A 13,300-nucleotide genomic window follows, 5' to 3' on the forward strand; every position below is an offset into this window, starting at 1 on the left:
TCAATGAGTCTGTTGCAGTTGCAGGAAATTACGCAGCAGCAACGCGCCGATACGCGCCGAGCGTTCCGGGTGGAACTGCGCGCCGAACACGTTGCCGCTCTGGACCAGCGCGGAGAATTGCTCGCCATAGGTCGAGGTCGCGACGGTGAGCGGGCTGACCGGCGCCGAATAGCTGTGCACGAAATAAACATGATCGCCGGGCTGAATGTCCTGGAGCAGCGGTGAGCCGGGCTCGAACTCCAGTTGATTCCAGCCCATGTGCGGCACCGGCAGATCGTCGCGATCGGCGAAGCGACGCACGCGTCCGGGCAGCAGACCGAGACAGGGCACTTCGCCTTCCTCGGAGGATTCGAACAACAGCTGCATGCCGACGCAGATGCCGAGCATGGGCTGCCGCAGCTTGCGAATCGTATCGACCAGGCCGGGGATCTTCTGCAGCCGGCCCATGCAATCGGCCGCGGCGCCGACGCCGGGCAAAATCACATGCGAGGCGGCGCGAATCCGCTCAGGATCGGTCGTGAGCTCGGAGGCCACGCCGAGTCGATCGATGGCGTAGCGGAGGGAGGCGATGTTGGCACCGCCACTGTCGATGATCGCGAGCTGCATTACAACGTGCCCTTGGTGCTCGGCAATTCCGTGTCCGTGATACGAAACGCCTGGCGCAATGTACGACCGACGCCTTTGAAACAGGCTTCGATCATGTGATGAGTGTTCTCGCCCTGAACTTTCAGATTGATCGCCGCGCCCAGGGTCTCCGCCAGCGAGCGGAAGAAATGGGGCACCAGCTCGGTGGGCAGCTGGCCGACGGAATCCCGACCGAATTGACCCTCGAACACGAAGTAGGGCCGGCCCGACAGATCGATGGCGACCTGCGCCAGCGCTTCGTCCATGGGCAGCAGGAAGCCGTAGCGATGAATGCCACGCTTGTCGCCGAGCGCCTGCTTCAACGCCTGGCCAAGCGCCAGCGCGCAGTCCTCGACGGTGTGATGTTCATCGATGTGCAGATCGCCCTTGCAGGTGAGCTGCAACGAGAAGCCGCCGTGCTTGGCGATCTGCTCGAGCATGTGATCGAAGAAGCCGAGGCCGGTCTCGATGTGGATCGGCGTCTCGCGATCCAGGTTCACTTCGACCTTGATGTCGGTTTCTTTGGTCTTGCGAACCACCGTGGCGGTACGAGCCCGCGCGGTGAGGCGAGCGGCGATCTCGGGCCACGTGTCGCCCGGTGTTTCTTCCGTGCGCACCCGAATGCCCTGAATGCCAAGGTTGGTTGCGAGCTGCAGATCGGTCTCGCGATCGCCGATGACGTAGCTGTGCTCGCGATCGAGCGGAGTCTTTTTCAGGTAATCATCGAGCAGGCCGGTCTTCGGTTTGCGGCATTCGCAGTCGTCGGCCGGCTGGTGTGGGCAAATGAATTCTTCGGCGAACGTGATGCCTTGCGACTTCAACAATTCGCGCAGGAAATCGTGCGGCTCCCGGAAGGTCGGCTCCGGGAAGCTCTCGGTGCCCAGGCCGTCCTGATTGCTCACCATCACGAACGTGTAGCCGGCATCGCGCAGTCGCTGCAGAGCTGCGATCACATCCGGCACCAGTCCGAACTTCTGCAAGCTGTCGATCTGCTTGTCGGCGGGCTCCGTGATGATCGTGCCGTCGCGATCGATGAATAGAACGCGTTGGCCGCTCATGCCGGAACTCCCGATGCCTGGGCCACACCACGGATGAGTCGATCATTCTGATCGGGCGTGCCGATGGAAATACGCAGGCTGCTGCCGAGGCCGGGCTGCGAGCGAGGATCGCGAATGATCAAGCCGGCCGACAGGGCGGCGCGCAGAACGGCGTCGGCGTCGTTGCAGTCGACCAGGATGAAATTGGCATGACTGGGCCACACTTCGCGAATCAGCGGCAGCGAGGCGAGGCCTTCGCAGACACGGGCGCGCTCGGTCAGGATCAGCTCGATGCGCTTCTTCGATTCCGCGACGTGCTCGTCATCCGTCAAATGCAGTACCGAGTCGATGGTATGTGTAGGCAGTGCATATGGCGTGATCACGCGGGTGAGCAGACTGATGATGTCTTCGTGTGCGATCAGGGCGCCACAACGCGCACCAGCCAGCGCATAGGCTTTCGACAACGTGCGCAGGATCACGAGGTTCGGGAAGCGCTCCAGGTCCTGCACCATGCTCGGGATGTTGGCGAACTCGATATACGCTTCGTCGACGACGATGAGCGACTTGTTGCTCAGCTGCGCGCACAGCACTTCAATCGAAGCGCGGTCGAGCAGATTGCCGGTGGGATTGTTGGGCGTGCAGATGAACACCAGTTTGACGTTCTCGCGCCAGGCGGCGAGTACGCCCTGCACATCCAGCTCGAAGCCACGCTCTTTGAGCAGCGGCACTTCGATGACGCCGGCACCTTGAATGCGCGCCGAGACTTTATACATGCCAAAGGTGGGCGGGCAGATCAGCACGCTGTCTTCACCAGCGCGACAGAAAGCACGAACCAGCAGATCGATGCCTTCATCGCTGCCGCGGCCCGCGATCACGTTCTTCGGCGAGGTGCCGTAGAGCCTGGCCAGGTGTTCGATGAGCTCATCGGGCTGCGGCTCGGGATAGCGGTTGAGGCCGGCATGCGACGCGTCGCCGTCGGCCCGCCAGGGCATTTCGTTGGCGTGCAGGCGCTCGAGCGTCGGTTCCCACGCCGCGTGTTGATACGGCTGCAGCGACAGGATGTCGGGCCGTGCGAGATTCAGGATCGGGTTCATGTGGGATTCGCGAGTTGGCGCAGGCGCACTTGCACTGCGTTGGCGTGTGCGTCCAGACCTTCGAGGCCGGCGATGGTGATGGCGGTCGGGCCGAGATCGCGCAGGCCCTCGGCGCTCAGTTCCTGCACCGTCATGCGCCGCTGGAAATCCACCAGCGACAGGCCGCTGTAGGCGCGGGCAAAGCCATAGGTCGGCAACACGTGATTCGTGCCGCTGCAGTAGTCGCCCATCGTTTCGGGCGTCCACGCACCGAGAAACACGGAGCCGGCGTTACGAATGCTGGGCAACCAATCGCGAGGCTTGGCGACCTGCACGATCAAATGTTCCGGCGCGTAGGCGTTGCTCAGATCGAAGGCCGCTTGCAGCGAGTCGACGAGGAACAAACGCGCGTGATTGATGGACTCGCGCAGCGTGCTCTCACGGCCGAGGCGGCGCATCTGCGCTTCCAATTGCTCCAACGTGGCTTCGGCGAGCTTACGTGAGGTGGTGACGAGAATGGCCTGAGCGTCGGCGCTGTGCTCGGCCTGGGCGAGCAGGTCGGCAGCGACGAATTCGGCGTTGGCGTCTTCATCGGCGATGACCAGCACTTCGGACGGGCCAGCCGGCAGATCGAGGGCCGCGCCATCCGGATCGTTCGCCGCGAGAATCTTCGCCGCGGTGACCCAGGCACTGCCAGGGCCGAACACTTTGTCGACTTTCGGAATCGATGCCGTGCCATAGGCCATCGCAGCGATGGCTTGCGCACCGCCGACTTTGAATACGCGCTCGACGCCGCACAATCGGGCCGCGACCAACACGGCAGGATCAGCGGTGCCGTCTTTGCGAGGCGGCGTGCAGATGATTCGAGTCGGACAGCCGGCGATGCTTGCAGGCACGGCCAGCATGATGGCGGCGGAGGGCAGGGGCGCGACGCCCGCCGGGACATACAAACCGACCGCATCGATGGCGCGGAAGTGACGTTCGCAGATCACGCCGGGCGATGTTTCGATTCGCAGCGGGGTGCCGAGCTGGGCTTCGTGGAAACGACGCACGTTGCTGATGGCGCGTTCGAGAGCTGCGCGCTGCTCGGCATTGAGCGCCTTGTCCGCGGCGGCGAATTCGGCGGCATCGGCTTCGAGGGACGTGAGCTTCACGCCGTCGAAGCGTTCGGTGAACTCGAACAGGGCCTGATCGCCGCGAGCACGAACGTCCTTGATGATCTCGCTGACGCGTCGATGCAAGCCGTCGGTATCCGCCTGCGCCGGCCGCCGCAAGGCAGCCCGCCGTTCATCCGCGGAAAGACTCGACCACTCCAGCAACGACAAGCTCACGATCAACCTCTCTGGTCAAGTGGGTCGGGCCTGCGGCCCGACCCACAAATACATCATCGGCGTCAGGTTGGCGGGCTGCGGCCCGACCAACAAATACAACATCCGTTTCATGTTGTCGGGCTTGCGGCCCGACAACCAAATACAGCAGATGGCGGGCTTGCGGCCCACTCAACCTTGCTGGCGTCAGGCCAGCATCTTTTCAACCGGCAGCACCAGGATCGCACTCGCGCCCGCGCTCTTCAGGCTTTCGAGCGTTTCCCAGAACACGTTCTCGCGACACACGGCGTGCACGGCGACTTTGTCGCCGTTGCCGTCGAGCGGCACGATGGTCGGCGACTCACTGCCGGGCAACAGCTTGCGAATATCGGCAAGCTTCGAGCGCGGCGCGTGCAGCATGATGTACTTGCTTTCCTTCACCTGCTGCACGCCATCGATGCGCATCGTCAGGCGGTGGATCCAGTCCTGCTTTTCAGGGGAGACCGGCACCGGCGTGGTAATGATCGCGGCCTGGCTCTCCAGGATGGTTTCCGCTTCCCACAGGTGATTGGCCAGCAGAGTCGAGCCGCTCGACACCAGGTCGCAGATGAAATCGGCGCGGCCGAGGCGAGGCGCGATTTCCACGGCGCCGGACAACGTCACGATCTCAGCCTGTACGTCGCGCTGACGCAGGTAGCGGCCGAGAATGTTCGGATAGGTGGTGGCGATGCGCTTGCCGTTCAGGGAGCGCGCGTCCTTGTATTCGACGCCATCGGGCACGGCGATCGACAGGCGGCACTTGCCGTAGTCGAGCGTCATCAACTGTTCGAACAGCGGCGTGACGCCTTTCGCCTGGAACGCGAGGCGCTTTTCCTCGATCACATTGATGCCGACGATGCCGAGATCGCACACGTCCTGTTGCACCAGGTCCGGAATGTCGTCATCGCGCACGAACAGCAGATCGAGCGGCATGTTCTCGCCGTAACACATCAGCTGGTCCTTGCCGCGGCTGTACTTCAAGCCGCAGCGGACCATCAAGTCCAGCGAGTTTTCGGTGAGGCGCCCGGACTTCTGCAGGGCTACTTTGAGACGGGTTGCTTTGTCCATCATGGTCGGACGCGCCCTGAGTCGGGTGAACGGAGGTCGGTGGAATCTTTCATGCGTTCGGCGGCCAAGGTATAGCCGCCATTGCCGTTGAGCAGGTAGCGCGCGACGCGACCGATGGTGGTCACGCTGACGCCGGTCTGCTTGTGAATTTCCCGGTACGGCACTCCTTGCTGGAGCAGGGCCACGACAGCCCATCGATCCGCGAGCGCCTGCAGTTCCGCCGGCGTACACAGGTCGCGAAAGAACGCGCGGCATTCTTCGATGCTGCGTAAGGTCAGGATGGCGCCAAACAGCGCTCGTTCCGCGAGCGCCTCCTGGCGCGGCGTCAATGCCCGATGCTCTTTCATGGTGCCCCGAATCTTTGGAGGCCGGTACGAGGAGTGACTGTACTAGTGTATTAGCACGTTAATACATTGATGCGGGTTGGGGCAAGCCCGTTACCGGCCTGGAACCGCTAACACGAAGAAATCGTGGTGATTTTTTCGTGACCCAGGTCGGCAACCGGGCAGGCTTTTCTTGACCGAATCCGCCGGTTGACGCTACAGTCGGCGCTACTCATCGAGACCGGCTGAGGGTCAGGCCCTTTGAAGCCGGGGCAACCGTCGAGACTAACCATCTCGAAAAGGTGCCAACTCCTGCGGGGAACTCCATTTGGAGCCCCGACAGATGAGTTGCTGTTGCAGCTGCCAGGCATTGCCGGGCGGTGGGGCACGGCGACCCGCCTCTACGGACCTCCGTGGGGTTTCTGCGATGAGCGAAACCTGTTCAGTCCCGGCCTTCGGCCGCGACTGAAGTCGATACGGAGTGTTCGATTCATGAATGCTGTGCCCGCGCGCACCCCCGTGATTGTTCACGAGGGCGTGCTGGAGCTTGATCAACCCTTGCCGCTGCATTTTGGCGGTGAGCTGAAAGACGTCCGGGTCGCGTGGCGACTGGTCGGCAATCCTGCCGCGCCCGTCATCGCCGCGCTCGGTGGCATTTCCGCCGGTCGTGCCGTCGTCGACACGCCCAATGAAAAAGGTTGGTGGAGCGACATCATCGGCCCCGGCCGTGCGCTCGACAGCAGTGGCTATCGCATTCTCGGCATCGACTTCGTCGGTGGCAGTGGTGGCAGTACCGGCCCGCGATCCGGCCAGAATGACTTCCCCTCGATCGCCTCTCAAGACCAGGCTGAGCTGCTACGTCGAGTGCTGGTGCATCTGAACCTGGGATCCTTGGAAGCGATCGTCGGCGCGTCCTACGGCGGCATGGTCGCGCTCGCGTTCGCCGAAAGATTTCCTGATCTGGTGAAGCGCATCGTCGTGATCAGCGCCGCGCATCGGTCACATCCGATGTCGACGGCCTGGCGCAGCGTGCAGCGCGCGGTCGTTCGTTACGCAGCCCAGAATGGGCAGGGCGCCGAAGGCTTGCGTCTGGCTCGCGCGCTGGCGATGGCGACGTATCGCAGTCCCGCCGAGTTCGAACAACGGTTCGCCGGCCCGGCGACGCGTGTGGATGGACGTTTCCAATTCCCGGTCGAGTCCTATCTGCTGTCGCGTGGCGATGCCTACGCCGCCGCCTATATTCCCGAAGCTTTCGTGTGCCTGTCGGAGTCCATCGATCTGCATCAGGTCGATCCGGCGAAGATTCGCGTGCCCACCTGGCTGGTGGCGGTCATCGAGGATCAGCTCGTGCCGCTGTCGGACATGCGCATGCTGAGACAGTCGGTCAGCGGCCCGGTGCAGCTCGCCGAGTTCTCGTCGTTGTACGGCCACGATGCTTTCTTGAAAGAGACGCAGGCACTGCATGAGGTGTTCACCCGTGCACTGTCGACTACCGGAGATTTGAAATGACCTGGCGCCCCTCGGCCGCGACTCGCGCAGTCCGTGCCGCTCTCGATTCCGACCCCCAGCACGGCGCGGTGGTGCCGCCGCTGCATCTCACATCGACGTTCTCGTTCAAATGTTTTGGCGAGAAGCGCACCTACGACTATTCGCGATCGGGCAATCCGACCCGGGATGCGCTGGGCGAGGCGATCGCGTCGCTCGAGGGGGGCGCGGGCGCCGTCGTCACAGCGTCCGGCATGGCCGCCGTCCATCTCGCGTGTCAGCTGCTGTCGCATGACGACCTGCTGATTGCTCCGCATGACTGCTACGGCGGCACGCATCGCCTGTTCAGCAATCTCGCGCGCCGTGGCCAGCTGCGGGTCGAGTTCGTCGATCAGACGGATGAAGCCGCCCTGGCCGCCGCGTTGGCTCGCAAGCCGAAGCTCGTGTGGGTGGAAACGCCCAGCAATCCTCTGCTGCGGATCGTCGACATTCAGAAGGTCGCCGACCAGGCGCATGCGATCGGCGCGTGGCTGCTCGTCGACAACACGTTCCTGTCGCCGGTGTGGCAGCAGCCGCTGTCGCTGGGCGCGGACTTCGTGTTGCATTCAACGACCAAGTATCTCAATGGTCACAGCGATGTGGTCGGCGGCACGATCGTTTCTTCCACCCCGGAGCTGCACGAGCGCGTGGTGTGGTGGGCGAACTGTATCGGCGTCACCGGCGCGCCGTTCGACAGCTTCATGACGTTGCGAGGCATTCGCACGCTGCATGCTCGTTTGAAAGTGCATGGTGACAATGCCCTCCAGATTGCCAACGCGCTGAACGATCACCCGGCGGTCAAAAAGGTGTATTACCCGGGCTTGCCGTCGCATCCTCAGCACGAGCTGGCGAAGCGCCAGCAGAGCGGCTTCGGCGCGATGCTGAGCTTCGAACTGCGTGGCGGTATCCCGAATGTCTGCGCCTTTCTGGAAGGCCTGGAGACATTCTCGCTCGCGGAATCGCTGGGTGGTGTCGAGAGCCTGGTGGCGCACCCCGCGTCAATGACTCACGCGGCAATGCCGGCCGACGCTCAGCGCGCGGCTGGTATCAGCGAGACGCTGCTGCGAATCTCGGTCGGCATCGAATCGGTCGAGGATCTGCTCCAGGATCTGCGCGCCGGATTGGATCGTGCCGCCGCCGTGAAATAGCGGAAATATATGTCAAGTTGATTGTTTCTTGACTCGTTGCTGCGGTTGCGGCTGCCGCAGCAGTCTGCTATCAACCTCCCGGCCGTCAAAGCGATCCTAGAATCGCCGGCGACGCACGGACGAACTGGGAGGAATGATCGTGATGAGATTTCGTGTGGTGGCGCTCGCGCTGCTCTTCTGCTGTTTGTGGGGGTGCGGCGGCGGAGGCGGCGGTGACGGTGGCGATGACACCTCGATCTCGCTATCGACCAGCTCGATCACATTGGATGCCGACCTGGGTTCGACGAGCTTTGCGAGCTCGACGCTCACCGTCAATTTTCGCGGAGCAGGCGTCGTCGTCGGCACGCTCCCGGGCCAAACGATGCCCACCTGGCTGCTGTCGCCCGTGCCGGAGAATTCGACGACGACGCAAGTCGTTTTCTCGGTGCGTGCGTTTGCCTATTCGATGCCACGCGGTACCTACACAACCACGTTGCGGTTCGTAACGGGCCGCGAAGATCAGAGCCATCTCAAGACCGCAGACCTGACGGTTACTCTGCGCGTGAACACGCCGTTCAATGCGTCTGTCGCCGCGCCATTGGCATTCGTGCAGGCAGATGGCGCCACCAGCGCGACGGCCGTCGGGCCCTCCGCGATCCAGATCGTCGGCGAGAATCTCCAGTGGCGGGCCACTGCGAATCAGCCCTGGGTAGGCTTCGGAGCTACGAGCGGCACGCAGGCGGGCAATCTCACGATCACTGCGAACCGTCAAAGCCTCCCGCTGGGTGTGCATACGGCGCAGATCTCCATCATCGACGACCGGCGTAACCGCACCCTGACGTTCCCCGTGACGTTCGAAATCCGGCCAGCGCGCATCGCGCTGAGTGCAAGCACGTTCGATTACACGGTCACGCCGCAAACACTTGCGACCGAGTTCACTCGCTCGCTCACCGTGTCGGATGAGCTGAACGGAACGAACGCAGCGAAGGGAGTCACGTGGACTGCGACTACGGGCGCTCCGTGGCTGACGCTCTCGAGCGGGGCCGGAAGCTCCGCGTCCAATCAACAGCTGACGGTGAGCCTCGACTCCGCTCGATTGAACGTGCTGCCATCGGGCACGTACAACACCAGCATCACTTTCAATTATCAGGATAGCGGTGGCAGCGCTCGCACGGCCGAACTGCCTGTCACGCTCAACGTACGAATGCCGCTCGCCCGCGCGGCCTCGCCTTATCTGCTCGCGCCTGGCGCGGGGGCGACGCTGCGGTTACGGGGGCAGGACATCCGCGACGTCGATATGTCGTCGTTGTCGGTTGACGGTGCATCGGCGGCCACGCTCACGCGCGTCGATGCGGATAGCGTGACGCTGCAGATGCCCGCCTTGGGCGCCGGTGTCTATCCCATTCGTTTCAATACGGCTTCGGGGCTCACGCGCTCAGCCGCACGCGTCGTGGTGCAGGCGTCGAATTTGGGCGAAGGGGTGATCCAGTCGCCGAACGCGAAACGACTGGTGCTGGATGAGCAGCGCGGCCGGTTGATCGCGATCGATCGCACCCAGTCTCAACTCGAGAGCTATCGCTGGAACGGTGCGACCTGGGCGGCGGAGATCACGCTGACGATTCCGGAGATTGCCGATGCGGTGCTCACTCGCAATGGCGAGGAGGTGATCGTCGTCGCGCGTCACGCGATCTATGCGCTCGATGCGGATGATCTTTCGCAGCCGCGCACCGAGGTGTGGGCGCTGCCGTCGGGGCAGAACCGGACGGCCTCATTCAATACGATTCAGCTCAATGAGCTCGGCGTCGGTCTGATCGCCCAGACCTACCACTTTGCCGGCCTCTCGGGTAACACTTCGATCCTGCGGTTCGATTCGATCCTGCGCGACGCGCCGACAGGATTCAACTTCGAGTCTCTTTATGAGGCGCAGCTGGCGCAGAGCCCGACTGGCCGCTATCTGATGGTTGGCGAGTATGGGGTATCGCCGCCGATCGCTCCCTGGCTGTACGACAGCGATGATATCGCCACCGGTCTGCTCGGGGCCCGAACCACGCCGATCCAGACCGGCGGTTCGATAGCGATCCAGATCAGTCACTCCGAGACGCGCATCCTGCAGTCCTTCGCTCAGGTCTATAACTTCTCTGGTCAATTGCTCGGCCGACTGCCAACAGGGGGTTACATTCAGAACTTCGCGACCCTGTCGCCGAACGGCGAGCGAGCCTACCGGCTCGTGCGCACCCCGAGCGGCAGCAGTCTCGCCGTTCACGATCTCACGGCGACGCCCACCCCGGAGTATCCAGAGATCGATCAGGTCGCGCTGCCCGCGGATGTCATTCAATACAACGCGGACATCGCGCTCTATCCTGGCGCCACGCTGTCAGTTGCGGCAGTCATGAGCCGCGATGGACGTTACCTGTTCCTCGCCGGTCCTGAGCGGATCGTCGTGGTGGATGTGAACTGAGGACCTGCTTTCACATGAGAACCAGAGTCACCGAGCTGCTCGGCACGCGCTATCCCATCATTCAAGGCGGCATGCAATGGGTGGGCACCGCTGAGCTGGCGTCGGCCGTTTCCAACGCCGGCGCACTCGGCATTCTCACGGCGCTCACCCAGCCGACGCCGGCAGATCTGCGTAAAGAGATCGAACGCTGCCGGACGATGACGGATCAGCCGTTCGGTGTGAATCTCACGATCCTGCCGGCGATCACGCCGCCGCCGTACGCGGAATATTTGCAGGTGATCATGGATAGCGGCGTGAAGATCGTCGAGACCGCCGGCAACAATCCCAAGGATTTCATCGGCAAGCTCAAGGAGCGCGGCATCAGGGTCGTGCACAAATGCACGTCGGTGCGTCATGCGTTGTCGGCGCAGCGGGCGGGTGTCGATGCGGTCAGCATCGATGGCTTCGAATGCGCCGGTCATCCGGGTGAAGACGATGTTCCCAATCTGATTCTGATTCCGGCCGCCGTGCGTGCGCTCGAGATTCCCGTGATTGCATCGGGTGGAATCGGCGACGGGCGAGGGATGGCCGCGGCGTTCGCGCTGGGCGCTCATGGCATCAACATGGGCACGCGCTTCATGATCACCAAAGAAGCGCCGCTTCACGACAACATCAAACAAGCGCTGGCGAAGGCCGGCGAGCGCGATACCAATCTGATCTTCCGAACCATGCACAACACCGCGCGCGTGTTCAAGAATGCGATCTCGAACGAGGTGGTCGCGATGGAAAAGCAGGGCGCGAAGTTCGAGGAAGTGCGTCCGCTCGTGGCCGGTGTCCGCGGCAGGCAGGCGCTCAAGGAAGGAAACATCGACGGCGGCGTGATCAGCGCCGGCATGGTGATCGGATTGATCGACGACGTGCCGAGTTGTGCCGAGCTGGTCGAACGGATCGTGGCGGATTGTCGGGCGCACCTGCGGGCGGCAGCGGAGCTCGTGGCCTGAGCTCGCCGTGGACAGCCGCCTAGCCCCCGGGCAGGCCCGGATCGGGTCCATTTTCCGAAAAGTCGGCATCGTCCCGGAGGCCTGTTCCTCCGCGGATCGTCGGCGTCGGGCAGGCCCTGGAATGGGTCTATACCGGAACTCCGCGCAAAGCCCCCTCCGGGTGGAGGCTCACCGGATCGACTCACTGGCCATGTTTCACGCCGGTGCCGAGGGGCGGCAAGGAAGGGGGCCGGTCGCTCCTGCAAAAGCGGCCGTCGGAGTTCGACGGCCGGCTCAGTACCGATCTGCCACTCCTTATATTAAGGAGTGGACCCGGCGCCTGGATTGACCCAGGGGGCGGGGCTGAAAGTGGGGGAGCTGTGGATAAAAACAGGCCGGCGCTAGGCCGGCCTGGGATGTGGCAACTTAAGACTTACGTCGTGGCGGCATCGGTTTGAGCCGATACCGGCCTTGGGGACTAACCCGACACGAGTCCCGTTTCCACCAAAGACACCTCGACCGTAGTGGTCGAGACATGGAGATTTGCCCGAAGGCGGAAGCGGCGGAAGAGATCGAATCCGTCGCCTGGGACAGATCATAACCGGTTCGCCCGGATTGTGGTCAAGATTATTCTGCGACCGGACAAATTTTTTCCGGGCTAATAAAATCAATAACTTACGATTTTACTTCAGCAACTTGGCCAGGACCGCATCACCCGCCTGAGCGGTGCTCGCAGCCACTCCACCGGCGGCAATATCGGCCGTCCGGACCCCCTCGGAAATGACATTTCGGACCGCCGTTTCGACCGCTTCGGCTTCCTTCGGCAGGTCGAGCGAGTGACGCAGCAGCATCGCGACGCTGAGGAGGGTGCCGAACGGATTCGCGATGCCTTTGCCCGCGATGTCGGGTGCGGAACCATGGATGGGTTCATACAAACCGAGCTTGCCGGCACCGAGCGATGCCGACGGCAACAGGCCGAGTGAGCCGGCGAGCATCGACGCTTCGTCGGTGAGGATGTCGCCAAACATATTTTCAGTGAGCACGACGTCGAAGTGCGCCGGCTTGCGGATCAGCAGCATCGCCGCCGAGTCGACCAGCTGATGCTCGTACTTCACGTCCGGAAATTCTTCATTCAGCACTTTCTCGACGGTGCTGCGCCACAGGCGCGATGTTTCCAACACGTTGGCCTTGTCGACTGACGTGATGAATTTGCGGCGGCCTCGCGCGAGATTGCCGGCCACACGGGTCACGCGGGTGATCTCGTCGACGGAGTAGGTGCACAAGTCGCTTGCCGAATTCTCCGTGCGGGTCTTCTCACCGAAGTAGATGCCGCCGGTCAGCTCGCGCACGACCATGATGTCGGTGCCCTTGAGCACTTCAGGCTTGAGCGGAGATGCATCGAGCAAGTCGGTGTGCAATGAGACGGGGCGCAGGTTCGCGAACAGGCCGAGCGCTTTACGCAACGCGAGCAGGCCTTGCTCAGGGCGAATCCTGGCGTTCGGGTCGGACCACTTCGGACCGCCCACCGCGCCGAGCAGCACCGCGTCAGCAGTGCCGCACGCGGACGTCGTTTGCGAGGGCAGCGCACTCTGCGTCGCGTCGATCGCGGCGCCACCGATCAGGTGATGCGCAAACTTGAAATCGTGTCCGTAACGGCTCGCAACCGCTTCCAGCACGCGCACGCCCTGTTGAGTGACTTCCGGGCCGATGCCGTCGCCGCCGAGTACTACGATGCTTGCTTCCATGGAAATGACTACTGAC

Annotated in this window: 11 protein-coding genes and 1 riboswitch; of the genes, 4 read left to right on the top strand and 7 right to left on the bottom strand. The window is 63.0% G+C overall.

Annotated features, from left to right (window positions below; all coding sequences use genetic code 11):
* The 6 genes from hisH to EKO19_RS25860 form a co-directional block, all read right to left on the bottom strand.
* Positions 1–606 carry an imidazole glycerol phosphate synthase subunit HisH gene (gene hisH, locus EKO19_RS25835; protein ID WP_129779943.1) on the bottom strand — a complete coding sequence of 202 codons (606 nt, stop codon included), beginning with the start codon at positions 604–606 and terminating at the stop codon, positions 1–3.
* A complete protein-coding gene (hisB, locus tag EKO19_RS25840; RefSeq protein ID WP_129779945.1) occupies positions 606–1,682 on the bottom strand; it encodes a bifunctional histidinol-phosphatase/imidazoleglycerol-phosphate dehydratase HisB in 1,077 nt (358 codons plus the stop codon). Before hisB ends, hisH begins: the two co-directional genes overlap by 1 nt.
* Complete coding sequence (gene hisC / locus EKO19_RS25845) at positions 1,679–2,755, bottom strand: histidinol-phosphate transaminase (protein WP_129779947.1); 1,077 nt, start codon at positions 2,753–2,755, stop codon at positions 1,679–1,681. The genes hisB and hisC overlap by 4 nt, the downstream gene beginning before the upstream one ends.
* The gene (gene hisD / locus EKO19_RS25850; protein WP_129780327.1) at positions 2,752–4,059 is read right to left on the bottom strand and encodes a histidinol dehydrogenase; all 1,308 of its coding nucleotides are present in this window, start codon (positions 4,057–4,059) and stop codon (positions 2,752–2,754) included. The genes hisC and hisD overlap by 4 nt, the downstream gene beginning before the upstream one ends.
* Before the next feature lie 189 nt (positions 4,060–4,248).
* A complete protein-coding gene (hisG, locus tag EKO19_RS25855) occupies positions 4,249–5,148 on the bottom strand; it encodes an ATP phosphoribosyltransferase (protein ID WP_157995452.1) in 900 nt (299 codons plus the stop codon).
* Positions 5,148–5,495, bottom strand: coding sequence for a YerC/YecD family TrpR-related protein (locus EKO19_RS25860; RefSeq protein ID WP_129779951.1), 348 nt, complete (start codon positions 5,493–5,495; stop codon positions 5,148–5,150). Before EKO19_RS25860 ends, hisG begins: the two co-directional genes overlap by 1 nt.
* Before the next feature lie 205 nt (positions 5,496–5,700).
* Positions 5,701–5,821, top strand: a riboswitch (SAM riboswitch).
* A gap of 142 nt (positions 5,822–5,963) precedes the next feature.
* Here EKO19_RS25860 and metX point away from each other — a divergent pair.
* The 4 genes from metX to EKO19_RS25880 all read left to right on the top strand — a co-directional run bounded on the left by metX (position 5,964) and on the right by EKO19_RS25880 (position 11,560).
* Positions 5,964–6,980, top strand: a complete 1,017-nt coding sequence (gene metX / locus EKO19_RS25865; protein WP_129779953.1) for a homoserine O-succinyltransferase MetX — start codon at positions 5,964–5,966, stop codon at positions 6,978–6,980.
* Entirely contained in the window at positions 6,977–8,143 is a 1,167-nt protein-coding gene (metB, locus tag EKO19_RS25870; protein ID WP_129779955.1) for a cystathionine gamma-synthase, read from the top strand. The genes metX and metB overlap by 4 nt, the downstream gene beginning before the upstream one ends.
* A gap of 139 nt (positions 8,144–8,282) precedes the next feature.
* Positions 8,283–10,580, top strand: a complete 2,298-nt coding sequence (locus EKO19_RS25875; RefSeq protein WP_129779957.1) for a hypothetical protein — start codon at positions 8,283–8,285, stop codon at positions 10,578–10,580.
* Positions 10,581–10,594: 14 nt separating this feature from the next.
* Positions 10,595–11,560, top strand: a complete 966-nt coding sequence (locus EKO19_RS25880; RefSeq protein WP_129779959.1) for an NAD(P)H-dependent flavin oxidoreductase — start codon at positions 10,595–10,597, stop codon at positions 11,558–11,560.
* A 662-nt stretch (positions 11,561–12,222) separates the two neighbouring features.
* Here EKO19_RS25880 and leuB read toward each other — a convergent pair.
* On the bottom strand, positions 12,223–13,284 hold the full coding sequence (gene leuB, locus EKO19_RS25890; protein ID WP_129779961.1) for a 3-isopropylmalate dehydrogenase: 1,062 nt from the start codon (positions 13,282–13,284) through the stop codon (positions 12,223–12,225).
* Positions 13,285–13,300 lie beyond the last annotated feature (16 nt).

This window comes from Peristeroidobacter soli (assembly GCF_004138485.1).
In the GTDB taxonomy this organism is placed as follows: Bacteria; Pseudomonadota; Gammaproteobacteria; order Steroidobacterales; family Steroidobacteraceae; genus Steroidobacter; species Steroidobacter soli.

Bases quoted from the DNA above. Each gene is read 5' to 3' on its own strand.
- hisH (WP_129779943.1), bottom strand. From the start codon at position 606: ATGCAGCTCGCGATCATCGACAGTGGCGGTGCCAACATCGCCTCCCTC.
- hisB (WP_129779945.1), bottom strand. From the start codon at position 1,682: ATGAGCGGCCAACGCGTTCTATTCATCGATCGCGACGGCACGATCATC.
- hisC (WP_129779947.1), bottom strand. From the start codon at position 2,755: ATGAACCCGATCCTGAATCTCGCACGGCCCGACATCCTGTCGCTGCAG.
- hisG (WP_157995452.1), bottom strand. From the start codon at position 5,148: ATGGACAAAGCAACCCGTCTCAAAGTAGCCCTGCAGAAGTCCGGGCGC.
- EKO19_RS25860 (WP_129779951.1), bottom strand. From the start codon at position 5,495: ATGAAAGAGCATCGGGCATTGACGCCGCGCCAGGAGGCGCTCGCGGAA.
- metX (WP_129779953.1), top strand. From the start codon at position 5,964: ATGAATGCTGTGCCCGCGCGCACCCCCGTGATTGTTCACGAGGGCGTG.
- metB (WP_129779955.1), top strand. From the start codon at position 6,977: ATGACCTGGCGCCCCTCGGCCGCGACTCGCGCAGTCCGTGCCGCTCTC.
- EKO19_RS25880 (WP_129779959.1), top strand. From the start codon at position 10,595: ATGAGAACCAGAGTCACCGAGCTGCTCGGCACGCGCTATCCCATCATT.
- leuB (WP_129779961.1), bottom strand. From the start codon at position 13,284: ATGGAAGCAAGCATCGTAGTACTCGGCGGCGACGGCATCGGCCCGGAA.